Source organism: Yimella sp. NH-Cas1, assembly GCF_022359705.1.
In the GTDB taxonomy this organism is placed as follows: Bacteria; Actinomycetota; Actinomycetes; order Actinomycetales; family Dermatophilaceae; genus Yimella; species Yimella lutea.
Window position 1 is genome coordinate 2,404,310 of record NZ_JAKSGG010000003.1, and the last position, 23,482, is coordinate 2,427,791.

At 67.7% G+C, this 23,482-nt stretch carries 23 protein-coding genes; 8 read left to right on the top strand and 15 right to left on the bottom strand.

Annotation, left to right across the window (positions count from 1 at the left end; translation table 11 throughout):
- Nucleotides 1–143: 143 nt before the first annotated feature.
- Nucleotides 144–671 (bottom strand): YbaK/EbsC family protein, encoded by a 528-nt coding sequence (locus MF407_RS11845; RefSeq protein ID WP_239702398.1) that lies wholly within the window; start codon nucleotides 669–671, stop codon nucleotides 144–146.
- Between the two features lie 76 nt (nucleotides 672–747).
- Between MF407_RS11845 and MF407_RS11850 the strand changes: the two genes are divergently transcribed.
- Nucleotides 748–1,494, top strand: a complete 747-nt coding sequence (locus MF407_RS11850; protein ID WP_141927607.1) for an SDR family oxidoreductase — start codon at nucleotides 748–750, stop codon at nucleotides 1,492–1,494.
- 95 nt (nucleotides 1,495–1,589) lie between these two features.
- Here MF407_RS11850 and MF407_RS11855 read toward each other — a convergent pair whose 3' ends face one another.
- The 14 genes from MF407_RS11855 to MF407_RS11920 all read right to left on the bottom strand — a co-directional run bounded on the left by MF407_RS11855 (nucleotide 1,590) and on the right by MF407_RS11920 (nucleotide 15,334).
- Entirely contained in the window at nucleotides 1,590–1,880 is a 291-nt protein-coding gene (locus MF407_RS11855) for a DUF3263 domain-containing protein (protein WP_129625282.1), read from the bottom strand.
- Between the two features lie 146 nt (nucleotides 1,881–2,026).
- Nucleotides 2,027–3,517, bottom strand: coding sequence for a hypothetical protein (locus MF407_RS11860; RefSeq protein ID WP_239702399.1), 1,491 nt, complete (start codon nucleotides 3,515–3,517; stop codon nucleotides 2,027–2,029).
- A gap of 218 nt (nucleotides 3,518–3,735) precedes the next feature.
- Entirely contained in the window at nucleotides 3,736–5,076 is a 1,341-nt protein-coding gene (locus tag MF407_RS11865; RefSeq protein ID WP_129625281.1) for an aminotransferase class I/II-fold pyridoxal phosphate-dependent enzyme, read from the bottom strand.
- 63 nt (nucleotides 5,077–5,139) lie between these two features.
- On the bottom strand, nucleotides 5,140–6,588 hold the full coding sequence (locus MF407_RS11870; protein ID WP_129625280.1) for a proton-conducting transporter membrane subunit: 1,449 nt from the start codon (nucleotides 6,586–6,588) through the stop codon (nucleotides 5,140–5,142).
- Complete coding sequence (locus tag MF407_RS11875) at nucleotides 6,585–8,081, bottom strand: NADH-quinone oxidoreductase subunit M (RefSeq protein WP_239702400.1); 1,497 nt, start codon at nucleotides 8,079–8,081, stop codon at nucleotides 6,585–6,587. The genes MF407_RS11870 and MF407_RS11875 overlap by 4 nt, the downstream gene beginning before the upstream one ends.
- Entirely contained in the window at nucleotides 8,075–10,141 is a 2,067-nt protein-coding gene (locus tag MF407_RS11880; protein ID WP_239702401.1) for an NADH-quinone oxidoreductase subunit L, read from the bottom strand. The genes MF407_RS11875 and MF407_RS11880 overlap by 7 nt, the downstream gene beginning before the upstream one ends.
- Nucleotides 10,138–10,446, bottom strand: coding sequence for an NADH-quinone oxidoreductase subunit NuoK (nuoK, locus tag MF407_RS11885; RefSeq protein WP_129625277.1), 309 nt, complete (start codon nucleotides 10,444–10,446; stop codon nucleotides 10,138–10,140). Before nuoK ends, MF407_RS11880 begins: the two co-directional genes overlap by 4 nt.
- Entirely contained in the window at nucleotides 10,443–10,973 is a 531-nt protein-coding gene (locus MF407_RS11890; RefSeq protein WP_129625276.1) for an NADH-quinone oxidoreductase subunit J, read from the bottom strand. Before MF407_RS11890 ends, nuoK begins: the two co-directional genes overlap by 4 nt.
- Nucleotides 10,970–11,437 carry an NADH-quinone oxidoreductase subunit I gene (locus tag MF407_RS11895; protein ID WP_129625345.1) on the bottom strand — a complete coding sequence of 156 codons (468 nt, stop codon included), beginning with the start codon at nucleotides 11,435–11,437 and terminating at the stop codon, nucleotides 10,970–10,972. Before MF407_RS11895 ends, MF407_RS11890 begins: the two co-directional genes overlap by 4 nt.
- Before the next feature lie 47 nt (nucleotides 11,438–11,484).
- Nucleotides 11,485–12,453, bottom strand: a complete 969-nt coding sequence (gene nuoH, locus MF407_RS11900; RefSeq protein ID WP_239702402.1) for an NADH-quinone oxidoreductase subunit NuoH — start codon at nucleotides 12,451–12,453, stop codon at nucleotides 11,485–11,487.
- Nucleotides 12,453–12,986 (bottom strand): NADH-quinone oxidoreductase subunit C, encoded by a 534-nt coding sequence (locus tag MF407_RS11905; RefSeq protein ID WP_239702403.1) that lies wholly within the window; start codon nucleotides 12,984–12,986, stop codon nucleotides 12,453–12,455. Before MF407_RS11905 ends, nuoH begins: the two co-directional genes overlap by 1 nt.
- Entirely contained in the window at nucleotides 12,979–13,536 is a 558-nt protein-coding gene (locus tag MF407_RS11910; protein ID WP_239702906.1) for an NADH-quinone oxidoreductase subunit B, read from the bottom strand. The genes MF407_RS11905 and MF407_RS11910 overlap by 8 nt, the downstream gene beginning before the upstream one ends.
- A gap of 25 nt (nucleotides 13,537–13,561) precedes the next feature.
- A complete protein-coding gene (locus MF407_RS11915; protein WP_239702404.1) occupies nucleotides 13,562–13,945 on the bottom strand; it encodes an NADH-quinone oxidoreductase subunit A in 384 nt (127 codons plus the stop codon).
- 9 nt (nucleotides 13,946–13,954) lie between these two features.
- Entirely contained in the window at nucleotides 13,955–15,334 is a 1,380-nt protein-coding gene (locus MF407_RS11920) for a DUF222 domain-containing protein (RefSeq protein ID WP_239702405.1), read from the bottom strand.
- Between the two features lie 246 nt (nucleotides 15,335–15,580).
- Here MF407_RS11920 and MF407_RS11925 point away from each other — a divergent pair, with 246 nt between their 5' ends.
- From MF407_RS11925 to MF407_RS11955, 7 genes are all read left to right on the top strand, one after another.
- Nucleotides 15,581–16,201: an urease subunit gamma gene (locus tag MF407_RS11925; protein ID WP_141927598.1), complete on the top strand. Its 621-nt coding sequence runs from the start codon at nucleotides 15,581–15,583 to the stop codon at nucleotides 16,199–16,201.
- A complete protein-coding gene (locus tag MF407_RS11930) occupies nucleotides 16,198–17,907 on the top strand; it encodes an urease subunit alpha (protein ID WP_239702406.1) in 1,710 nt (569 codons plus the stop codon). Before MF407_RS11925 ends, MF407_RS11930 begins: the two co-directional genes overlap by 4 nt.
- Nucleotides 17,907–18,542: an urease accessory UreF family protein gene (locus MF407_RS11935; RefSeq protein ID WP_239702407.1), complete on the top strand. Its 636-nt coding sequence runs from the start codon at nucleotides 17,907–17,909 to the stop codon at nucleotides 18,540–18,542. Before MF407_RS11930 ends, MF407_RS11935 begins: the two co-directional genes overlap by 1 nt.
- Before the next feature lie 4 nt (nucleotides 18,543–18,546).
- Entirely contained in the window at nucleotides 18,547–19,266 is a 720-nt protein-coding gene (gene ureG / locus MF407_RS11940) for an urease accessory protein UreG (RefSeq protein ID WP_239702907.1), read from the top strand.
- Nucleotides 19,250–19,939, top strand: a complete 690-nt coding sequence (locus MF407_RS11945; protein ID WP_239702408.1) for an urease accessory protein UreD — start codon at nucleotides 19,250–19,252, stop codon at nucleotides 19,937–19,939. Before ureG ends, MF407_RS11945 begins: the two co-directional genes overlap by 17 nt.
- A gap of 351 nt (nucleotides 19,940–20,290) precedes the next feature.
- Nucleotides 20,291–22,159, top strand: a complete 1,869-nt coding sequence (locus MF407_RS11950) for a 2-oxoacid:acceptor oxidoreductase subunit alpha (RefSeq protein ID WP_239702409.1) — start codon at nucleotides 20,291–20,293, stop codon at nucleotides 22,157–22,159.
- Nucleotides 22,156–23,235, top strand: a complete 1,080-nt coding sequence (locus MF407_RS11955) for a 2-oxoacid:ferredoxin oxidoreductase subunit beta (protein WP_239702410.1) — start codon at nucleotides 22,156–22,158, stop codon at nucleotides 23,233–23,235. Before MF407_RS11950 ends, MF407_RS11955 begins: the two co-directional genes overlap by 4 nt.
- Nucleotides 23,236–23,482: the final 247 nt, after the last annotated feature.

A 23,482-nucleotide genomic window follows, 5' to 3' on the forward strand; every position in this document is an offset into this window, starting at 1 on the left:
GATGTGACCCTCGCCGTACTGCCACTTGTTCTGTCACTCTCATGCCGAGAGTGCTAACGCCATTATTGGCACTCGCGCGGGGCGAGTGCAAACGGGACGCCGGGGAATTTTCGGCGGGCTCCCAGACACGCAAACCGGACGGCTCAACCGGCGATCGTCAGGTCGAGAACCTCGGCGTTCGGCAGGGCTGCCAAGGCTTCGCCGGTGATCAACAGCTTCGACGTGCGCAATCCCCCGCCGATCACGAACTCCCCGCCATCGGCGACCGCCCGGTCGATGAGGATCGGCCAGTCCATTGGCAGACCGACCGGTGTGATCCCGCCGGATTTCATGCCGGTGGCGGCTTCGGTGTGCTCCTGGTCGGCGAAGGTGATCTTGCGAGCGTCCAGGTGCTTGCGGACGGTCTTGTTCACGTCGGCGCGGTCGGTGCCCCGAACGACGACGGCGGCGTACGTGGTGTTCTCACCCCGGCGCGCTTGCACGACAACGCAGTTCGCGGCCGCTTCGAGGGTCACGTCGTACGCCTGGCAGAACGCGGCGGTGTCGGAGAGCGAGTCGTCGACCGGCGCGACCAGCAGACCGGGCGCGTTCGCGTCCGCGACCGTCGGCGCCACGAGGCCGGGGTGCTCCTCCAGGGGCTGCCAGTCGAGGTTCCCGCGAGCGCTGGACATGGACCACTCCTTCGTCGGACGTACGGATTGCGACAAGATGACAACACAACCACCGAAACGAACAGAAGAGGTGTCCATGAACCGTCTCGAGGGCAAGACCGCGATCGTCACCGGAGCCAGCCGAGGCATCGGCCTGGCCATAGCCGAGCGCCTGGTCGACGAAGGCGCGAACGTCATCATCACCGCACGTGGCGAGGACGCCCTGAAGGAAGCCGTCGCCGGACTCGGTGAGCGCGCGTCCTACGTCGCCGGCAAGGCGGACGACCCCGCGCACCGCGAGGAGGTCGTGCGCACCGCGATCGACAAGCACGGCAGCATCGACGTGCTGATCAACAACACCGGCATCAACCCGGTCTTCGGCAAGCTGCTCGACGTCGAGCCAGAGGTGTCGCGCAAAATCCTCGAGGTCAACGTCCTGTCCGCGCTGGAGTGGGTCAAGCTGGTGCACAAGGCGTGGATGCAGGAGCACGGCGGCTCGATCGTCAATGTCGCGTCCGTCGCCGGCCTGCGACCCGCCCCGGGCATTGCGATGTACGGCGTCAGCAAGGCCGCCGTCATCCACCTCACCGAGGAACTCGCGATCGAGCTCGGCCCGGACATCCGGGTCAACGCCGTCGCACCGGCCGTCGTGAAGACGAAGTTCGCCGAGGCGCTCTACTCCGGACGCGAGGAGCAGGTGGCCAAGCCCTACCCGCTCAAGCGCCTTGGCGAGCCCGAGGACATCGGCAGCGTGGTTGCTTTCCTCGCCTCGGACGACTCCGGCTGGATGACCGGCCAGACCCTCACCGTCGACGGTGGCGTGCTGCTCAACGGCGGCGTCTGACTTCGACCCCACCCGAGAATCGGCGTGAGTTTCTGCCCTTCGCCACGTCCGGCGAAGGGCAGAAACTCACGCCGATTTGTGGGGGCTGGGCAGGCTCAGGGTGCGTCGAAACCGAACCGGCGCGCGTTGCGTTGCTTCATTCGGCTGGAACGCAGTCGGCGCAGGCGCTTGACCAACAGCGGGTCGGCCTTCATCGCCTCCGGGTTGTCGAGCAATGCGTTGAGCGCCTGGTAGTACGCGGTCGAGCCCATGCCGAGGCGGTCGCGGATCGCGTCCTCCTTGGAGCCCTGGGCGCGGAACCAGTCTCGCTCGAGCTCGAGGATCCGCCGGTCACGGTCGGTCAGCACTGCACCCTGGGGTGCACTCGTCTGCTCCGCCGCGCTCATCGGTGACCTTTCCTCGTGGACGTCTGGTGCTCAGCTCGCCCGCTGGGGCAAGCCGAGCCGTCGCCGATTCTAGGAGCCTAATGACACCGTTGTCATTTGTGGCGGTGAGCCTGTGACGGATGTGACGAATGAGTCGAAAAAGGGCCTCAGCGGGCCCCTCCGATGCCGAGTACAGCCGCGATTCCGAGGGCGGACCGCGGGTCGTACGGCGAACGCCACAGCCCGCCATGGGCCGCGCCGGCCGCCTCGGCGGCCCACACGTCGCCCTTGGCCGCGTAGCCACCGGTGCGCAGATCGTGGACGAGCATCGCCGCCATGAGGGTGTTGGCGGTGGACGGATCGAACACCTCGACGCCGAACCGGTGGGCGCCTGCGTACGCGGCAGCCAGGGCGCGGTTCTTGGTGACGCTCTTGGTGCGGGTGGGCGGCGCGATGTTCATCGAGACCAGCTGCCCGTCGGCCGCGGCGGCCGTCGCGCGCCAGCGGTGAATTCGCTTGGCCAGCAAGTAGTTCGGCCCTTGCTGCGGCACGATCGTGTCGCTGATCGCGGGGCCGTCGACGATCGGCGGGTACTGCCGCTGCAGCAACCGGCCTCCCGACAGCGCACGCAGCGGACGACGCACCGACTTCAGGAACGCCGAGTCGAGTCCTGAATTGGCTTGCGACACAGCATCGTCCGGCGCGACGAAGACGTCGGTGGGTGTGGCCAGGTAGGCGAGCGCGACGTCCGGACGTTGCGAAAGGTGCACGGCAAGGGCGTCCGTGGCGGCCGAGAGACGAAGGTTCACCCCACCGTCGGCGTACACGTAGTTGCCGAGCACCATCGGGCCTTCGACGCCCATCAGGTAGTCGCCGATGCGGCCGGTGTCGTGCAGCAGGTCGGCACCGGCATGCTGACTCGGGTCGGACGCATCCACCCCGGCCGGACCGACCGGTGCGGTGAGCGATCCCGCACCCGACCTGGCCAGGTCGAACAGCGGCGACCAGATGCCCGGGCGGGCAAGGTCGATCGCGACGACATGTCCTCCCCAGCGAAGCAGCGACCGCAACGGACCCATCTCGGCACCGGCGCCCAACACGACGAACGTGCGGTCACGGACGTCCAGCCACTCCGGATGGTCGAGCACCTGACCCACCGCGTCCCGCACCCCCGGTTCGATGACGCCGGATTCGACCCAGTCGTCCAACCGGCGACGCAGGTTGGCCCCCGAGAGCCGATCTCCCTTGTAGGGCAGGGTGAATTCGCGCTCCGGATCGCCGTCACCGCGCACCGTCACCGACTCCAGGGCAGGCTGCGGACTGGGAGTCGCGAAGGCCTCGGCCACGCGCCGGTCGTGCCCGCCGGTCACAGGAAGCCAGCACATCCGCTCGTGCACCGCCGACAGTCCGTCGCGGGCGATCGCCATCGCCGCCTGGTGGTCGCGCGCGCCCACCTCGACCAGGCGCCGGAAGTGTCGGGGATAGCCGCGGCGCCACCCGGTGTCGCGACGGACAGCGAGAGCTCCCGGCTCGTCCACGGAGGCGAGCGCGTCGGAGACGACCCCTCGACCGAAGGCCGACGAACTGCGCTCCTCCTGCCCCTGCGCCATCTTGGCGGTGTTGCTGACCGGGAAGACGACGCCTGTGCTGGTGTTCATGAGGGCGACTCAATCACGGACTCGCCAGTAGCCCAGCGGTTTCGTTCTTCGACACCAACCGCGTCACCTGCGAAAGAAGATGCGACTTAGGCCCCGGTCACGACGTCCGGGTCGACACCTCGTTCGGCACGATGCTCGAGATCACCGACCCCGACGGCCAACTGGTGCAGGTACACGCCGCCCGGTAGCAACACAATCCGCGCGGATACGCGGGGCAGTCAGGCCATGGTGTCGAGGATCGCGGTGATGTCGTCCTCACTGGTGAGGGGGTTGACGATCGCGAACCGGGCAAGGGTCTCGCCCTCGTGCGAGGTCGGCACCACGAACGCCTCCTCGCGCTCCAGCAGGTCGTCCGACCAGCGCTGGTAGTCGGCGGCCGACCAGCCGAGCCGGCGGAACACCACGACGGTGAGCGAACCCTCGCGCACGAGTTCGACGTACGGCCGCTTCTTGATCTCCTCGTTGGCGAACCGCGCCACCTCGAGAGTGCGCTCGATGGCCTCGGTGTAGGCGTCCGTGCCGTTGACCACGAGCGAGAACCAGAACGGCAGGCCGCGAGCGCGACGAGTGAGGCCGATGGAGAAGTCGGAGGGGTTCCAATCGGTGGAGCCGGTGAGCACGTCCAGGTAGGAGGCGTGTTGGGTGTGCGCGGCTCGTCCGAGCATGGGTTCGCGGTAGATCAGCGCACAGCAGTCGAACGGCGCGAAGAACCACTTGTGCGGGTCGACGATGAAGGAGTTGCAGCGTTCGATGCCGTCGTACTTCTCCCGGACGCTCGGCGCCGCCAACCCGGCGCCGCCGTAGGCACCGTCGACGTGCAGCCAGATGCCGTACTCATCGCACACGTCCGCGACGGAGTCGATGTCGTCGATGATGCCGAAGTTCGTCGTGCCAGCCGTGGCGACGACGGCGAAGAAGGTGTCAGGACCGTTCTCCTCCAACACTTCTCGCAACTTGTCGCCGGTCAGCTGCCAGTCGTCGACCGGCACCTTGACCAGTTCGGCGTCCATCACCTTGCACGCGGTCTCGATCGAGGAGTGTGAGCCGAAGGTGGCTGCAACACGGTACGGACGCTTGTCGGTGAGCGCGCGGGCGGTGTCCCGCGCCGCGACGAGGGCGGAGAGGTTGCCGATCGTGCCGCCCTGGACGAACTGACCGCCGGCGGTCGGGGGCAGGCCCACGAGATCGGCGATCCAGCGCAGCGCTTGGTTCTCGGCGTACACCGCACCCGAGCCCTCGAGCCACGAACCGGCGTAGAGCGCGGACGCACCGACGACGAGGTCGAACATGGCCGCCTCGCGCGTCGGCGCCGAAGGAATGAACGACAGATAGCGTGGGTGGTCGATCGACAGGCACTTCGGCGCGAGCTGCTCGGTGAAAAGTTCCAGCGCGGGCAGTCCGCCCATGCCCTCGCGGGTGATCGTCTGGCCCACGAGCTCCTGAAGCTCCTGAGGGGTCGCGACCCCGTCCAGCGGAACCGGGTTCAGCTTGAGTCGGTTGTCGGCGTACGCCGCGATGGCGTCGCTCAATTGCTGGGTCTTCTCGTCGAACTGGTGCACGAGCGAGCAGTCTAGGTGCGCGCGCTCGGAACGCCGAACGACCGCGGGATTGCGGGCGTCCGTTCAGTCGACCAGCCAGAACAACAGCTGGGGCGCGAGGTTCACGACGACCAGCGCGGGCACCCCGGCAACGAGCAGGATCAGGTGCAGCGGGTGGGCACGCAGACCACGGTCGACGGTGTCACCGCCGGAGCTGAAGATCTGCCACACCCATCGCAGGTACACCGCGACGCCGATCATCGCGTTGATCGCGGCGAGTACCAGCAGGACCCACTGCCGCTCGTCCGCGACGGGGTGCAGCACCGCGACCTTCGCCAGCACACCGCCGATCGCGGGAGGCAGACCGGCGAGAGTCAACAGACCGAGCGAGAGCAGGACGCCGGTCCACGGCTGTCGTCGTCCGAGTCCGCGCAGAGCATCGAACGCGGTGACTGCGCAGCGTCCCTGCTGGTGGGCGACCGCGGTGAGCGCGATGAAGATGCCGAGCGTGGCGACGGCGTAGATGACGACGTACGCGGCCGCGGCGTGCACCGCACGGCTGGACGAGGTGGCCAGCGGCAGCACGATCCAGCCGGCCTGGGAGACCGAGGACCACGCCAGGAAGCGCAGCGTGTCGTTCTCACGCAGCGCCATGACGTTGCCGAGCGTCATCGACAGCACCGCGATGACCGCCAGCGCGACCATGGCCGCTCCCCCGACCGCGGCGATCGGGCGGGCGACCACCAGCAACGCCCCCAGTGCAGCGATCTTGGACACCGTCGCAAGCAGCGCGGTCATCGGGACGGACGCACCCGCGTACCCCTCGGGAGTCCACACGTGAAAGGGCACGAGCGACAGCTTGAACCCGACACCGGCGACGATCAGCATCAGCGCGACGGCGAGCATCGGGCGGGTGTCGGGGTTGTCGATCGCGACCTGCACGGTGTCGGCGTCGAAGGTGGCCGAACCGGTGGCGGCGAACCACATCGCCACACCCATCGCCGTCACCGCGAAGGAGACCAGCGACGTCGTCAGCAGGTTGAGCGCGCCGTCCACCGCCGTGCGGCGGGCGCGGACGGCGACCAGCGCGATGGTGGGGACGGTCGCGAGTTCGAGCATCACCAGCCACGCGGGGAGGTCGCGGGCGGCGACGACGCCCGTGGCGCCCGCGGTCACGGACAGCAGGGCCGACACCTGAATCACACTGTGCGACTTCGCGATCCGGATCGGCGCCGCGAGCAACGTGACGACGAGTGCCGAGAGCAGCGCGGTCGCCTGCAGACCCGCAGAGACGTTGTCGACGACGTAGAAGCAGTTGCCCTCCGGTTGACACAACGAGGTGGCCGGATCGTCGAACACCCGCGTCAGCGAGGGGACGGTGCTCGCGGTGGCCGCGGCCAGGGCGAGGGCCGCCACGAGGAAGTGGACGGTGCGTCGGCGGGGCACGACTGCGTCGATCACCAGGACGAAGACGGCTGTGACCGCCGGGATGATCACCGGGAGCAGCGGCAGCCAGTGCACGTTGATGTTCATCGGATTGCTCCCGACTGATCGACGGCAGGGGCCATCAGATCGAGCAGCCCGGTCGGCCAGACGCCCAGCACCGCGATGGCGATGATCAGCGTCGCGATGACCGTCCACTCCAACGCGGACGCATCACGCCAGGGCGCGGGCTCGGGCACCACGCGTTCGCCGCGGTCGGACGAGCCGCCCCAGACGGTGCGCGCGACGCGCAGTGCGTACGCGGCGCCGAGCACGGCACCGATCGCGGCCACGGCGGCCAGCACCTTGAACAGCGTCCGATCGGATGCCGGTTGCCAAGCGGCGAGGAGGGTGAGCAACTCGGACCAGAAGCCGGCCAGCGGCGGCAGACCGAGGGAGGCGGCGAGGCCGAAGAGCAGAGCGAAACCCAGGCGGGGGCTGACGTCGCGGACGGCCTCGCGAGGCACGTCCAGGCGGTCGTCGTGCCAGCGCTGCTTGAGCCCACCGACCACTGCGAACAACAGCGCCGAGATGAGTCCGTGGCTGATGTTGCCGAAGAGAGCCGCCTTGAGACCGAGTTCGGTGCCGGTCGCGAGCGCCAGCATCACGACACCCATGTGGGCCACCGAGGAGTAGGCGATCAGGCGTTTGAGTGACGGTTCGACCAGGCAGACCAGGCCTGCCCAGATGATGCCGATGACCGCCAGCACGCCGACGAGGGGTGCGAGCGTCTGCCAGCCTTCGCGCAAGGGTGCGACGAGCAAGCGGATGACGCCGTAGGTGCCGAGCTTCAGCAGGACGGCCGCCAGCAGCATCGAGCCGCCGGTGGGTGCCGCGGTGTGTGCGGCGGGTAGCCAGGAATGCAGCGGCCACAGCGGCACCTTGACTGCGAACCCGGCCAGCAGCATCGCGGCGATGGCGGTCTGCTGGGGTGCGTTGAGGGAGACGCCCCGGGCGAGTTCGGTGAGGTCGGCGGTGCCGGAGGCGAAGACGAGCGCCAGGATTCCGGCGAGCATCAGCGTCGAGCCGAGCACCGTGTAGAGCACGAAGATGAGCGCCGCGCGGCGGGTGCTCTCGCGGTCCCGCTGGTCGCCGAAGACCGCGATCAACACCCACATCGGCACGAGGACCATCTCGAAGGCGATGAAGAACAGGATCGCGTCGCGGGCCAGGAAGCCGAGCAGGGCGCCGCCGACCACGATCAGCAGACAGCCGAAATACGTTGCGTCCGAACCAGATCGGTCATCAACCCGGCGGTGCAGCACCGCGAGCAGACCGATCGCGGCGGTGAGGACGATCAACGGAATGCTGATGCCGTCGACACCGAGGTGGAAGCGCAGGCCGAGCGAGGGCACCCACTGCCGGTCGAAGTCCGGCCGCTGGATCGACACCACGACGGCGAGGGCGGTGGTCGCAGCCGCGGCGAGCGCCGCGATCGCGAAGGCAGAGGTCTCGCCGACGGCGCGTGGCCAGCGTCCGCCGCCCACGAGCGCGAATCCGGTGACGAGTGGCACCAGCACGAGAGCCAGCAGGATGATCACCACAGCGTCACCCCCAGCACCCCGGCCAGCACGATGCCGCAGGCGAGGGCGACCAGACCGACCGACGGGGCGCCGGTGTGCACGCGTCCGCTGCGGGTGGCGAGGGTGAGCGCACCGGTGCCCAGGGCGCGAACCCCGCGCTCCAGCATCGCGTCCGCGCGGGCGACCACGCCGGCGAGCATCTCGACCGGCCGGGCGACCAGCGCGAGGTAGAGCCGGTCGACGTCGGCGCCGCGGGAGGCGAACGTACGCAGGTACAACGGCAGGCGGGACGCGGCGTCCCCGAAGGTGGTGCGTACCGACAGCGCCCGCACCAGCAACCCGGCGGCGGCGATCGCGAGCAGCCCTGCGGCCACGATCAGCCACTGCGGGTGCATGTAGTCGATGTCGAGCCAGGGGCTCAGGATGAGCGCGCCGCCGCCGATGCTGATCAACGCCAGCAGGCCCAGACCCATGCGGGTCGGCCACGGCGGACGCGGCAGGACGACTTCCGGTTCGGGCTCAGGCTCGGGTTCGCGGCGCAGCGGGCGACCGAACTCGTCCACCGGCTCACCCTCGACCAGCAGGTCCATCAGGCCGACTTCCTGCACCGAGTGCGAGTCGTCGAGCACGTCCATGACGAAGTGGCGCTGCAGCACCGTCTGGTGGGTCAGGACCAGCCAGGCACGCATCGCGTACGCGGCGGTGAGCGGGATGACCAGCACGAGCGCGACGGCGGCCACGTAGGAGGACTGCCGTCCGTCGGCAACGCCCTTGAAGACCTCGTCGACGATGAGGTCCTTGGACACGAAGCCGAACAGCGGCGGGATGCCGGCGAGCGCCAGCAGGCCGCTGCCGACGAGCCAACGGGTCTTGTGGTGGGTGGTGACTGCGCCGGACATGCGCTCGACGATCGTGCCGCCGACCAGCACCGCGAGCCAGCCGACCATCAGGAAGAGCAACGCCTTGAAGCCGGCGTGCGCGAGCAGGTGCAGCACGACGACGTCCGGCCTGACCGCGTCCGGAAGACCGGCGAGGCCGGTGAGCATGAGCCCCATCTGCGAGACGGTCGACCAGGCGAGCAGCTTCTTCAGGTCGTGCTGCAAGAAGGCCAGCAGCGCACCGACGACGGTCGTGATCCCGGCGAGGATCGCGAGTGCGAGCGTGGCCCTCGGGGCGACCAGGAAGAGCGGGTGCAGGACGCTGACCAGGTAGGTGCCGGCCGCGACCATCGTGGCCGCATGGATGAGGGCGGACGCAGGCGTCGGGCCTTCCATCGCGTCGGCCAGCCAGTCCTGGAAGGGCACCAGCGCGGACTTTCCGGCGACGCCGCACACGATGCACAGCAACGCCACCGTGAGCGAGCGCTGCGGGTGGGCGCTCCAGAACTCGATGATGCCCGGGATGGAGGTCGTCTTCGCCCAACTCGCGAGCGCGACGAGCCCGATGTAGAACGGCGCATCGGCCAGACGAGTCACCAGGAACGCCTTGTAGGACGCGCGACGGGCCTTCGCCCGCTCGGATTCGTGGCCGATGAGGACGTAGGAGCACCAGCCCATCAGCTCCCAGCCGATGAGGGTCAGCACCACGTCACCGCTGAGCACAACCAATTGCATGGCGGCGGTGAAGAGCGCGACGGTCGCAGCGAACGAGCGGTACCGCGGGTCGTTGTAGAGGTACCAACGCCCGAACATCTGCACGACCAGCGACACCAGCGCCACCGCGCAGGCCATGAGAATGCCGAGTCGGGTGACGTGCAGTTGGAGCGGCAGCGTGAGTTCGGCTGAACTGATCGGGACGCCGACGGTCGGCACGCTCGACCGCAGCCCACCGCGCATCGACTGCCAGACCAGCCAGGCCGGCGCCAGCAGACCGAGGAAACCGGTGATCCGGACGATCCACGCGGCGACCGCGTTCGGGCTGCGGAACAGCAGCACCAACAAGGCGCCGAGGGTGGGCAGCAGGATCGCCAGGTGACTGGGTTGGAGCATCAGGTCGAGCGCACCCGTGGTGGTGTCGAGTACGGGGTCCTCGCGAAGTATCGCAGCGATGGACGAGTGGAGAACTTCGTGGGGTGTCTTCACTCGTCGTCACCTCGAGCAGCGGTGACATCGATGTTGCCGCGTGCGCGGTAGGCGAGCACGACGAGCCCGAGCGCCACGGCGATCTCGGCGGCGGCGATCGTGATGAGGAAGACGGTGAGCGTCTGACCGGCCAGGACGGTGTCGGAGAACTTCACCCCGGCGGTGATCAGCAGAAGACCCGCGGCACCGAGCATGAGCTCGACCCCGATCAGCACCAGCACGGCGTTGCGCCGGGCGAGCACGCCGTACAGACCGACGCCGAAGAGTGCCGCCGACAGCGCGAGCGGCAACCACAGGTGGATCACGCGTCCACCTCTTCGTCGTCGTACACCTCGTCGAGTTGTACGCGGGACAGCATGATTGCGGTGACCAGCGCGATCAGCAGCAACAACGACAAGAGTTCGAACGGCCACGACCAGGTGGCGAAGATCTGGGTGGCCAGTTGCTCGGTGGTGTTCGGTCGCAGGCTGACCTTGCCGGTGCCGAACCCGGTGATCAGCGCGGCACCGATGAGGGTCGCGGTGGCGGCACTGAGCACGAGCGCAGCGGCGCGTTGGACGCGTGGGGTGTCGTGCGCCTTCGAGCGACCGATGGGTGCGCGGGTCAGCATGAGTGCGAACAGGATCAGCACGACGACCGCGCCGACGTAGACCACCAACTGCACCAGTGCGACGAACTCGGCACCGAGCACGAGGTAGCAACCGGCGAGGGTGCCGAGGCTGACCACGAGCCACAAGGCCGAGTGCAGGATGTGCTTGGTCGTCACGGCGAGGACCGCACTGGCCAGGCAGAGCACTCCGACGATGGTGAAGAAGACGTCGTGTGTGGTCACGAATCCGCCTCTGGTCCATCGGTCTTCGTCAGGTCGGCACCGGGGTCGATCGCTGCCGGTGGCGGGACGGTGGCCATCCACTCCCCCAGCCGGTCCTTCTCGTGCAGCAGGTCGCGGATGTCGGTCTCGGCGTACTCGAACTCCGGGCTCCAGAACAGCGCGTCGAACGGGCACACCTCGATGCAGATGCCGCAGTACATGCACAGGCTGAAGTCGATAGCGAACCGGTCGAGCACGTTCTGTTGACGCGCGCGACCTCCCTCGGTGGCCGGCGGGATCGTCTCCTTGTGCGAGTCGATGTAGATGCACCAGTCGGGGCATTCGCGGGCGCAGAGCATGCAGGAGGTGCAATTGTCGGCCTGCAGCGCGATCACTCCGCGCGAGCGGGGCGGCAGGGCCGGCTTCTCGTCCGGATAGTGCTGGGTGTCGGCCGGGCGCATGGCGGTCTTGGCGGTGGTGGCCATCCCGGAGATGAGTCCAGGGATGAAACCGGACTTCTTCTTCTGCTCGGTCACGGTTTGTCTCCGATCAGAACGACACCGACCGCGGTGATCGCGACCTGGAACAGGGCGAGCGGCACGAGGCCGAGCCAGGCGAACCGCTGCAGCTGGTCCTCCCGCAGGCGCGGCCACGAGACACGGATCCAGATGATCAACACCGCGATCACGAAACCCTTGAGCAGCGTCCAGACCCAGGCGAGGACGCCGTCGAACGGTCCGGTCCAGCCGCCGAGGTAGAGCACCGCGAACAGCAGCGACATCACGACGATGCCGGCGTACTCGGCGAGCAGGAAGAGGGCGAACCGCAACCCGGTGTACTCGGTGTACGGACCGAGCACGAGTTCGGAGTCGGCGACCGGCATGTCGAACGGGGGACGCTGCAGCTCGGCCGTGGCGGCGATGAGGAAGACGATCGCTCCGGGCAGCTGCCACAGCAGCCACCAGGGGGTCCACGCGTGGGCGATCTCCACCAGGGACAGCGAGCCGGCGGCCATCGCGAAGGAGGCGCAGGCGAGCAGGAGCGGCAACTCGTAGGAGACGAGTTGGGCGGCCGAGCGCAGCCCGCCGAGCAGGGAGTACTTGTTGCCGGACGCCCACCCGGCCATCAGCGTGCCGACCGTGCCGATCGCACTGACCGCGAGCACCACGAGCAGGGATGCCGGAACGTTGGCGGCGATCGTGCCGGGCCCGAGCGGAATCACCGCGAGCGCCATCATGTAGCTGACCAGCCCGAGCGCAGGCGCGGTTCGGAACACTCCACGGTCGGCGGCGTACGGGGTGATGTCCTCCTTCTGGACGAACTTCACCCCGTCGGCGACCAGTTGGGCCCAGCCGTGAAAACCACCGGCGTACATCGGACCGACCCGGCCCTGCATGTGGCCCATCGTCTTGTGCTCGGTCTGACCGACGACCAGCGGCAGCACGAGGAACGCCGCCAGCACGGCGGCGCTGCGCAGCATCACCTCGATCGCGACGTCCATCAGCGGGGTCCCCAGCTCTCGTCCGGGACGCCGGGCGGTTGCAGCTTGCGACGCGGCGCGCGACCGGCTTTCGCGGCGTGGGCGGTCGCGCCCTCGCCGGGCTCCTTCGCGCCGGGCCACGGCTTGGAAACACGGCTTGCCAGCACGAACGACTTGCGCAGCGGGGTGCCCTCGAAACCTTCCGGCAGCAGCAGCGGACGCATCCCGCGTCCGGAGGCGTCGGTGAAGCCGGTGAAGTCGATGCCGAACATCTCGTGAGTCTCGCGCTCGTGCCAGGCCGCACCCGGCCATACCCAGGTCAGGCTCGACAGCGACCTGCCGTCGGGGACGCGGGTGCGCAGGAAGGCTTCACGCAGGGCGCCGGGGGTGATGTCGTAAACGTGCAGCACGACGTCGAAGCCCGGCTCCTCGACGTCGTCGAGGTGGTCGACCGCGGTGAGGAAGTCGAAGAAGTCGAAGCCTTCGGCCCACAGCTTGCCGGCTTGCTCCACCCATGCCGAGCATTCGCAGATGGTGGTCAATTCGTCAGTCATCCGCGCCGCCCGTCGGCGGTTTGACGACCGGGCGCTGCAGCGCGCTCGCCGCGGTGCGGTTGTCAGCGTACCGGGCAGCCTTGGCACGCAACGCTTTCGTGCTCACCCGCTCACTCGCGATCTTCTCCTGCAACACCAGGATTCCCTGCAGGAGGGCTTCCGGGCGCGGCGGGCACCCGGGTACGTAGACGTCGACCGGGATCAACTGGTCGACACCCTTGGTGACGCAGTACGAATCCCAGTACGGGCCACCGGAGTTGGAGCATGCACCGAACGAGATGACGTACTTGGGTTCCGGCATCTGGTCGTACAGCCGGCGGATCGCGGGCGCCATCTTGTCGGTGACGGTGCCGCTGACCACCATGAGGTCGGCCTGCCTCGGTCCGGGTGCGAACGGGATGACACCGAACCGGATGAAGTCGTGCCGTGACATGGACGCAGCGATGAATTCGATGGCGCAGCAGGCCAATCCGAAGTTGAAGACCCAGAGCGAGTAGCGGCGTCCCCAGTTGAGGACGATGCGCATCGGCTTGGGCGCGGCCGACTGCATGGGTCCGACCGTGGGCATGGGCAGGTCAGTCGACATCGTTCACCCAACTGAGCACGCCGCGGCGGGCCGCGTGCGCGAGCCCGACCAGCAGGACGCTGATGAAGATGCCCATCTCGACCAGGCTGGTCATTCCCAGGCGGCTGTCGCGCAGCACGAGAGCCCAAGGGAACAGATAGACGGTGTCGATCGCGAACACCAGGTAGAGGAAGGCGTACGCCAAGTAGCGGACCTTGGTCTGCGCCCAGCCCGTGCCGACCGGGTCGACGCCCGATTCATAGGTCGCCAGTTTCGCGGGGTTCGGATCAACCGGCGCAAGCAGACGGCGCGCGATCATCGCGGCCACGAACAGCAGGATTCCGGCGACACCGACCCCACCGAGCACGAGGTAGCCACTGAGTCCGGAACGCACCCGAGCAGACTAACCAAGTTGCCCGAAATCCCCATGAACGCCACGGATGACGGAGAATCCCGCACCGGCGCGTTCTCCTTGGATCACGCTCGAGATCGCCAGGTCCTCCCGCAGTTCCCAACAGCGCGCCACCAGTGGCGTGTGGTCGACTCGCTGTTCATCGCGATGGATCACGGTTCTTCGGAGTTCTTTGTCGACCAGCCGGACCTTGCGTCCGACGTTCAACGGTTGAGACTTGGACCCGAGGACCATCGGGATGATCTCCGCATCGCAGGCGAGTTGCCGGATCGTGCCGGGGGTGACACCTACCCCGGTGTCGGTGACCCCGAGTCCGGCGAGGGCTTTGGCGAGCACCTCGTAGTCGATGGTCACGACCAGCCGGGCCGAACCGAACGTCTTGATGCTGCCGTCGCCGTCGATCCCTTGGGCGCCCATGGCGATCAGCGTGAGTAGCGCGTCCGCGCGTCGTTTACCCGGGGACCGAGTGTCCGGTTCACCCGTCTTCGCAGCACCCTCGTTGTGGCGGTGGTTCGGCTCGTCACAGCAATCGGTGACCGGCGCCGGGGCGGACAACGCACCGATGGCGTGCTTCACGATTTCTGCGTGGTCGGGTGACAGGTCCGCGATCAACCGGACCATGCCCTCGGGCAGGTTCATCCAGGTCAATGATTCGTGTGGCCGGACGGCGTCTTCCGTGTCGTCCAGGACTTCATCACCGAATGCCGCCATGATTCGTTTGGTCAGTTCGTGGACTGCTTTGGCGCCGGACCCGGGTTCCAGGCCGAGGAACCAGGAGAACACCTCACCCCGGTCCGCCGTGGGCAGCACCGATTTGACCTTGTCGATGTTGTCGAGCGCGGTCTTGGCGATGGTGGTGTTCACGCTTGCGGTGCACACCGCGTCCGCCAACACCTGATTCAGCGAGGACCGGCACGCGTCGGCGAGTTTGCTGATCCGGGCGGCGTGCGCCGGCTCGATCCCCGACCGCAACGCGGTCGAGTCGACCGCTTCCCCGGCGACGTCGGCCGGGTCACTGGTGGGTTCGCTGTTCGTCGAGGCCACGGGCACCAGAGGGCCTGCCACCGAAAGGGTCTGCGCGCCCAACAACCCGTGTACGGGTTCACCGGTCGACAAGCGTTGCACCCACTGGGACGTGTCCGCGGCGGTGGACCGGTCGATCACACCCCGACCGATCGCGTCCGCCGTCAAGGCGACCAGCGAGGCCTCGGCCTGCTGCATCATCACCACCAACGACTGCGCGGTCGCTGTGAGTTCGACATCGGTGAGGTTCGAGGAAACCGACGCCAACCGTTCCACGGAGGCGAGCACGTCCGACACCGCCGAGGCGCATTCGGCTGCTTCGCCGGGGTATGAGGTGGTCTCGAGCATGTCCTTATCGTACAGGTGTTCGAACCCGCACGGAAGGCCTTCCATACCCCAATTTCGTTCGCTGACAACGAAATTCGCTACCCGCTGGTATCCACAGCCCCCGTCCGAGCACGCAGTTGTCCACAGCGCGACTCATGCCGTTGACAAACGCGCCTGACCACGCACGCCACCTCTCGGCCGAGTCTTTCCACCGCCGGAATGACCACGAAACATCCCTGACACATCCGCTTGCCAGAGTCACCCGTCATGCACCTGATGCCCTCCGACACCGAGAAGCTGCTGCTGGCCGTGGCCGGCATGGTGGCCCGCGACCGGCTCGCGCGCGGGGTGAAGCTCAACCACCCCGAGTCCGTAGCACTGCTGTCGACCTGGGTGATCGAACACGCTCGTGACGGAGCGTCGGTGACGCAATTGATGGAGGAAGGACGCGAGGTGCTCACGGCCGACCAGGTGATGAACGGCGTCGCCGAGATGATTCACGACGTCCAGGTCGAGGCGACTTTCCCGGACGGACGCAAGCTGGTCACCTTGCACCATCCCGTGCAAGGCGGGTCGGCCGAAGCGCCCGGCGCAACCAGACCGGCGCAGACCGAGCGAGAAATCAATCCGCGTCCGGCCGACGAGCGCATCTCGCTCACCCTCACGAACACCGGTGACCGTCCGATCCAAGTCGGCTCGCACTTCCACCTGCCCGACACCAATCCGGCACTCGAGTTCGATCGCGCTGCGGCGCAGGGGTTCCGGCTCGATGTGCCGAGCGGCACGTCCGTCCGATTCGAACCGGGCGTTTCCCGCGAGGTGAGTGCCGTCAGCCTGCGCGGCGAACGCGTGGTGGCCGGCCTGCAGGTGAAGCAGAACGCGCGATGACGAGCATCAGCGCCCGCAAGTACGTCGACCTCTACGGACCGACCACCGGCGATCAGGTGCGGCTCGGCGACACCGACCTGTGGATCGAGATCGAACGCGACCTCACCGCCGAACGACCTGACGGCTCGATCAGCTACGGCGACGAAGCGGTCTTCGGGGGTGGCAAGTCGATCCGGGAATCGATGGCGCAGGGGTCGACCACCAGCGCCGACGGCGCGCCCGACACCGTCATCACCGGCGTCACCGTGCTCGACCACGCCGGCATCGTCCGCGCGGACGTCGGCATCAAGGACGGACGGATCGTCGCTCTCGGACGGGCCGGCAACCCGGACGTGACGGACGGCGTCCACCCGGCGCTGCGCATCGGCCCCTCGACCGACATCATCAGCGGCGAACACAAGATCTTGACCGCCGGCGGCATCGACCTGCACGTGCACTTCTTGTCGACCAGCCAGGTGCACGAGGCCCTCGCCGCGGGACTCACCACGCTGGGCGGCGGCGGCACCGGGCCGTCGGAGGGTTCCAAGGCCACCACGGTCACACCCGGACCCTGGCACCTGCGCAATGTGCTGCAGGGCCTGGACCACCTGCCCATCAACGTGCTGCTCATGGGTAAGGGAAATACCTTGAGCCACAACGGTTTACGCGAACAGGCTGAGGCCGGAGCTGCTGCCTACAAGGTGCATGAGGACTGGGGTTCGACCCCCGCCGCGATCGACGCCGCCCTGCGAGCAGCCGACGAGTTCGGTCTGCAGGTCGCACTCCACAGCGACTCGTTAAACGAAGCCGGGTACGTCGACTCGACGCTGCGCGCGATCGGCGGACGCACCATCCACGCCTTCCACACCGAGGGCGCCGGCGGCGGTCACGCGCCCGACATCATGTCGATCGCCTCACACCCGAATGTCCTTCCGGGATCGACGAATCCGACGCTTCCGCACACCGTCAACACCGTCGCCGAGCACCTCGACATGCTGATGGTCTGCCATCACCTCAACCCGTCCGTACCGGAGGACCTGGCGTTCGCCGAGTCGCGGATCCGGGCCACGACGATCGCCGCCGAGGACCTGCTGCATGACCTCGGCGCCCTGTCGATGACCTCCTCGGACGCTCAGGCGATGGGACGCATCGGCGAGGTGATCACCCGCACCTGGCAGGTCGCGCACGTGATGAAGCACCGCGTCGGATCCCTCGGCGGCGCGGCAGACAATCTGCGAGCGCGCAGGTACGTGGCGAAGTACACGATCAACCCGGCGATCGCGCACGGCATCGACCACCTTGTCGGCTCGGTCGAGGCCGGCAAGCTCGCCGACCTCGTGCTGTGGGACCCGGCTTTCTTCGGCATCCGCCCTGCTCTGGTCGTCAAGAGCGGCGCCATCGTGCGCGCCGCACTCGGCGACCCGAACGCGTCCATCCCGACCCCGCAACCCGTTCTCATGCGGCCCGCACTGACCGCCGAGGCCGCCCACGGCATCACGTTCGTTGGCCCCCTGGCCACGGACATCGGTCATCGCTACGGGCTTCGCCACGAGATCCAGCCCGTACGCAACACCCGCGAGGTGACCAAGGCCGACATGGTGCTCAACGACGCCTGTCCACGCATCGACATCGATCCGGAGACCTTCACGATCGCGATCGACGGCGCGGTTGTGCAGCCGTCACCGGCTACCGAACTCCCACTCGCACAGCGTTATTCACTCTTCTGATGTCCAGTCACGCACTGCTGCTCGCCGATGCGCGTCTGCCCACCGGCGGCCATACCCAATCCGGCGCCCTCGAGCCGGCCCTTCTGGCAGGAATGCCCGAGGCCAAGATCGAACACTTCCTCGTCGCTCGCCTGCGCACCAGCATTCGGGTGGACGCGGCGACGGCGGTGGTGACCCGCGCCGACCCTGAACGTGTCGAGGACGTCATCAGCGCCTGGAACGCACGCACGCCCAGCCACGTGGTGCGCGAGGCGTCCTGCCAGGCTGCCCGCGGCTACCTTCGGCTCGGCGTACGCGGCGGGCTGGACGCTCGCTGGAATCGCCGCACGGACGTCCCTCGTCCGGTCGCCGTCGGCCTGCTCGCCGCACATTGGAGACTGGACGCCGAGCAGACCGCCCGCGTCGTGTGCCATGACGAGGTGCAGGCGGTTGCGTCCGCCGCCCTGAAACTCGCGCCACTCGACCCGATCGACACCGTCGGCTGGTCGCTCGGCGTTGCCGACGAGATCGACGAAGTGGTCGACGCGGTACGCGAACTGACCTCGCCCGACCACCTCCCGGCTGCAACCGCCCCGCTGTTGGAGCTATGGCAGCACGCCCATCCCACCCACACCAGGAGACTCTTCCGTGCCTGACATCATGCTCGAAAACCCCTCTCGCGCAATGCGACTCGGCGTTGCCGGACCGGTCGGCACCGGCAAGTCGTCACTCATCGGACTGCTCTGCCGCGAACTCAGCACCCAGCTCGACCTCGGTGTGATCACCAACGACATCTACACCGACGAGGACGCCCGAATGCTGCGCGCCGCCGGCGTGCTCGACGCCGACCGGATCCGTGCCGTAGAGACCGGGGCGTGCCCGCACACCGCGATCCGGGACGACATCACGGCCAATGCGACCGCCGTCGAGGATCTCGAATCCGATTACCCCGGAATGGAACTCGTGTTGATCGAGTCCGGCGGCGACAACCTCACCGCAACCTTCAGCCCGGCCCTCGTCGATGCGCAGATCTTCGTGCTCGACGTCGCAGGAGGCGGCGACGTCGTCCGCAAGGGCGGCCCTGGCATCGCCCGTGCCGACATGTTGATCGTCAACAAGACCGACCTCGCGCCGTTCGTCGGCGTCGATGCGCACCTGATGCGGCACGAGGGCGAGGTAGCCCGCGACGGCCGACCGGTGATCGCCCTGTCGCGCAACGATCCGGCGTCCGTGCAGTCCCTCACCGACTGGGTACTCACCACCCTCGCCGCCTACCGGGCGGGCGATCACCAGGCGATCGACCCGGGTCCGATGGCTCCGCATTCGCACGCCGATGGCACCACCCACGAACACGCGAGCGCCGGTGCCCACAGTCACTGAACCGCGCACCACCCGCATCGAGGTACACCCCGCTGGAGACACCGTCCGGACGAGGATGCGCACCGGCGTCCTGTCGCCGCGCATCACCCACCAGCAAGGTCACCGGCTGAGCATCACCCTGGTCGCGACCGAGGCCCTACTTCTCGGCGGTGACCACGTCGTGCTCGAGGTCGTGGTGGGTGAGGGTGTACGACTCGACCTCACCGACGTCGCCGCCACCGTGGCGTACGACGGCCAGGGACACAGCGCTCGTTGGACGACGCGCCTCACCGTCGCATCCGGCGCGAGCCTGCACTGGTGGGGTGAACCGCTCGTGGTGTGCGACGGTGCAATCGTGCACCGCTCATTGCATGCAGCCGTGGCCGAAGGAGGCGAACTACTCATGCGCGACGCCGTCCGTCTGGGCAGGCACGGTGAGCACGGCGGCGAACTGCACTGCGAGACCCTCATCGAGCACGCCGCCCGGCCTGCCGTTGTGGAACACCTCGTTCTCGACGATTCCCATCGCGACCTGCCCGGGTATCTGGGCGAGCACCGCACGATCGACACGGTCACGATCGTCGGCCGACGCCCATCCCCGGCGACCGCCATCTTCGAACTCGCTGCCCCCGGAGCAATCCATCGCACGTACGAATCGCCTCGGCGACGAGGCGTTTTCGCGTGCTGGCAGTGATCAGTCGACGTCCGGCGCCTTGGTGTCGGCACTCGGACTGCCGGCAACCAGATCACCGAACCAGGTCGAGCGGGCATCGACATGGCAGTCCGACCACCGGCTGCGACGGATCGCCCGACGCTGCTTGCGAGGGCCCTCGGCGTAGCGCTAGAACCAAGGTGACCCGGGTCGGGCCAACCGAACCGCGCCGACCGCGCACTCACCCTCGACGTATGTATAACGTTGAGTTAGGAATTTCATAACGCGGACGGTTTCCGGTGTTTCTCGGACACAGGCGTACCGTTGTGGGTTAGCACCTCCTAACTCGCGAACCAACCTCCGCGAACGCGAACCTCGAAGAAGACGGGTCCAGTGAGCAGCAAGCAGTCCCAAGCACTCGACCGTGTGGTCATTCGTTTCGCCGGCGACTCCGGCGACGGCATGCAGTTGACCGGTGACCGATTCACCGCCGAGACGGCCTCGCTCGGCAACGACCTGTCGACGTTGCCCAACTTCCCCGCCGAGATCCGCGCGCCCCAGGGCACGCTGCCTGGTGTCTCCAGCTTCCAGTTGCACTTCGCCGACCACGACGTGCTCACCCCGGGTGACGCGCCCGACGTGCTCGTGGCGATGAATCCCGCTGCACTCAAAGCGAATCTGGGTGATCTGCCACGCGGCGCGACGGTCATCGTCAACACCGACGAGTTCACCAAGCGCAACCTGGCCAAGGTCGGTTACACCGCCAGCCCGTTGGACGATGAATCCCTCGCCTCATGGCAGGTGCACCCTGTCCCGCTGACCTCGATCACCGTCGAGGCGCTGCAGGAGTTCGAGAGCCTGAGCCGCAAGGACAAGGAACGCGCGAAGAACATGTTCGCGCTCGGCCTGCTGTCGTGGATGTACTCGCGTCCGCTGGAGGGCACCGAGAAGTTCCTGTCCACCAAGTTCGCCAAGTTGCCCGACATCCTCGCCGCCAACATCAAGGCATTGCACGCCGGTCACGCGTACGGCGAGACGACCGAGGCGTTCGGAGTCCAGTACGAGATCGCGCCAGCCCCGATGCCGCAGGGCACCTACCGCAACATCACCGGAAACGTAGCTCTTGCCTACGGATTGGTGGCTGCGTCGCACCGTGCGGGCATCCCGCTGACACTCGGCAGCTACCCGATCACGCCGGCGTCCGATCTGCTGCACACCCTGTCGGGGCTCAAGCGCTTCAACGTCATGACGCTGCAGGCCGAGGACGAGATCGCCGCTGTCGGTGCCGCACTCGGCGCGTCGTTCGGTGGGTCGCTGGGTGTCACCACGACCAGCGGACCCGGCCTCGCGCTCAAGGCCGAGACCATCGGCCTCGCGGTCTCCCTCGAACTGCCCCTGGTGATCGTCGACGTGCAGCGCGGTGGCCCCTCCACCGGCCTGCCGACCAAGACCGAACAATCAGACCTGCTGCAGGCGATGTTCGGCCGCAATGGCGAGTCCCCCGTGGCCGTCATCGCGCCGTGCACCCCGATCGACTGCTTCGACGCCGCACTGGACGCCGTTCGCATGGCCACGAAGTACCGCACCCCGGTCATCGTGCTGTCCGACGGTTACCTGGCCAATGGTTCCGAGCCGTGGCTGGTGCCATCCGTGGACGAACTGCCCGATCTGACAGTCGAATTCACCACCGAGCCCAACGACGTGGACGCCGACGGCAAACCGGTCTTCCACGGTTACAAGCGCGATCCGGAGACGCTCGCTCGGCCGTGGGCCGTGCCCGGCACCCCCGGTCTCGAGCACCGCGTCGGAGGGATCGAGAAGGCCGACATCACCGGCAACATCAGTTACGACCCGGCCAACCACGACCACATGGTGCGCACCCGCGCCGCCAAGATCGCCGGCATCGAGGTGCCCGACGTCGAGGTCGACGACCCGAGCGGCAAGGCCAAGGTGCTGGTGCTCGGCTGGGGTTCGACCTACGGACCGATCCAGGCCGCGGCACGGCTGGTGCGTGCCGGCGGCGCCGAACTGGCCACCGCACACGTCCGCCACCTGAACCCGTTCCCGGCGAACCTCGAAACCGTGCTCAAGTCATACGACCGGGTGATCGTGCCGGAGATGAACCTCGGCCAGCTCGCGATGCTGCTGCGCAGCAAGTACCTCGTCGACGTCAAGTCGCACACCGCCGTCCGCGGATTGCCTTTCACCGCAACCGAACTCGCCACCGTCATCACCGAACACCTCGAGGAGGTCTCGCAGTGAGCATCGACCTGGGCATGCCCGCCACCATCGGCGGCGGCACCGCCGGCGTCCCGACCACCGACGCGAAGCAGACCAAGAAGGACTTCACCTCCGATCAGGAAGTGCGCTGGTGCCCTGGCTGCGGCGATTACGCGATCCTCGCCGCCGTCCAGGGCTTCCTTCCCGAACTCGGCCTCAAGCGCGAGAACATCGTGTTCGTCTCCGGCATCGGTTGCTCCAGCCGTTTCCCGTACTACCTCGATACCTACGGCATGCACTCGATCCACGGCCGCGCCCCGGCCATCGCGACCGGGCTCGCCACCTCGCGCGGTGACCTGTCGGTGTGGGTCGTGACCGGTGACGGCGACGCTCTGTCGATCGGTGGCAACCACCTGATCCACGCGCTGCGCCGCAACGTGAACCTGACGATCCTGTTGTTCAACAACAAGATCTACGGCCTCACCAAGGGTCAGTACTCCCCCACCTCGGACGTCGGCGCCGTGACGAAGTCGTCGCCCGCCGGTTCGGTGGACCGGCCGTTCAACCCGGTCTCGCTGGCGCTCGGAGCCGAGGGCACGTTCGTCGCCCGCACCATGGACTCCGACCGCAAGCACCTCACCGAGACGCTGAAAGCGGCTGCGGCACACCGCGGTACGTCGCTGGTGGAGATCTACCAAAACTGCCCGATCTTCAACGACGGCGCCTTCGAACTGCTGAAGGACCGTGACGAGGCGACCGCGCGCCTGTTGCACCTCGTGCCCGGCGAACCCGTCCGTGCCGGCACCGGCGACGACGTCCGCGTGGTCGTCAGCGCCGAGAACGGTTCTCTCGCCGTCGTTCCCGAGGCGGACGCCGATCCGAATCGCATCGTGCACCACGACCCCACCGACCTCGGACTGGCGTTCGCGCTGTCCCGCCTGGACGACCCGTCGTTCGCACATGTACCGATGGGCATCTTCCGCCAGGTCGAGGTGCCGACGTACGACGACGGTGTACGCGCCCAGATCGACCAGGCCACCGGCGGCGAACAGGTGGCCGACGCCGACCTGCAGCAACTGCTGTCCGGTGCCGACACCTGGGACGTCAACGCCCGCTGAGTCTGTTCTGTCGGTCTGTGCCCAGGCGGATTCCGTATCGCCTTCGGGCGGCCGGCTTTTCGAGGCGTCCAGGTTTCAGGCGGGCCTCGAAGGACCCGGGCTTGCGGGCTCGTTGCGTCCTCAGGTCGTCAACGATGCGCACCTCATGGACAGGTGCGCAGGTTGCGTCCACATGCTCACGCCGTGTCCGGAATGCGCACGTTATGACGTGCGCATCCGGACGCAGCCTGGGCGCTTGCACGTGCCC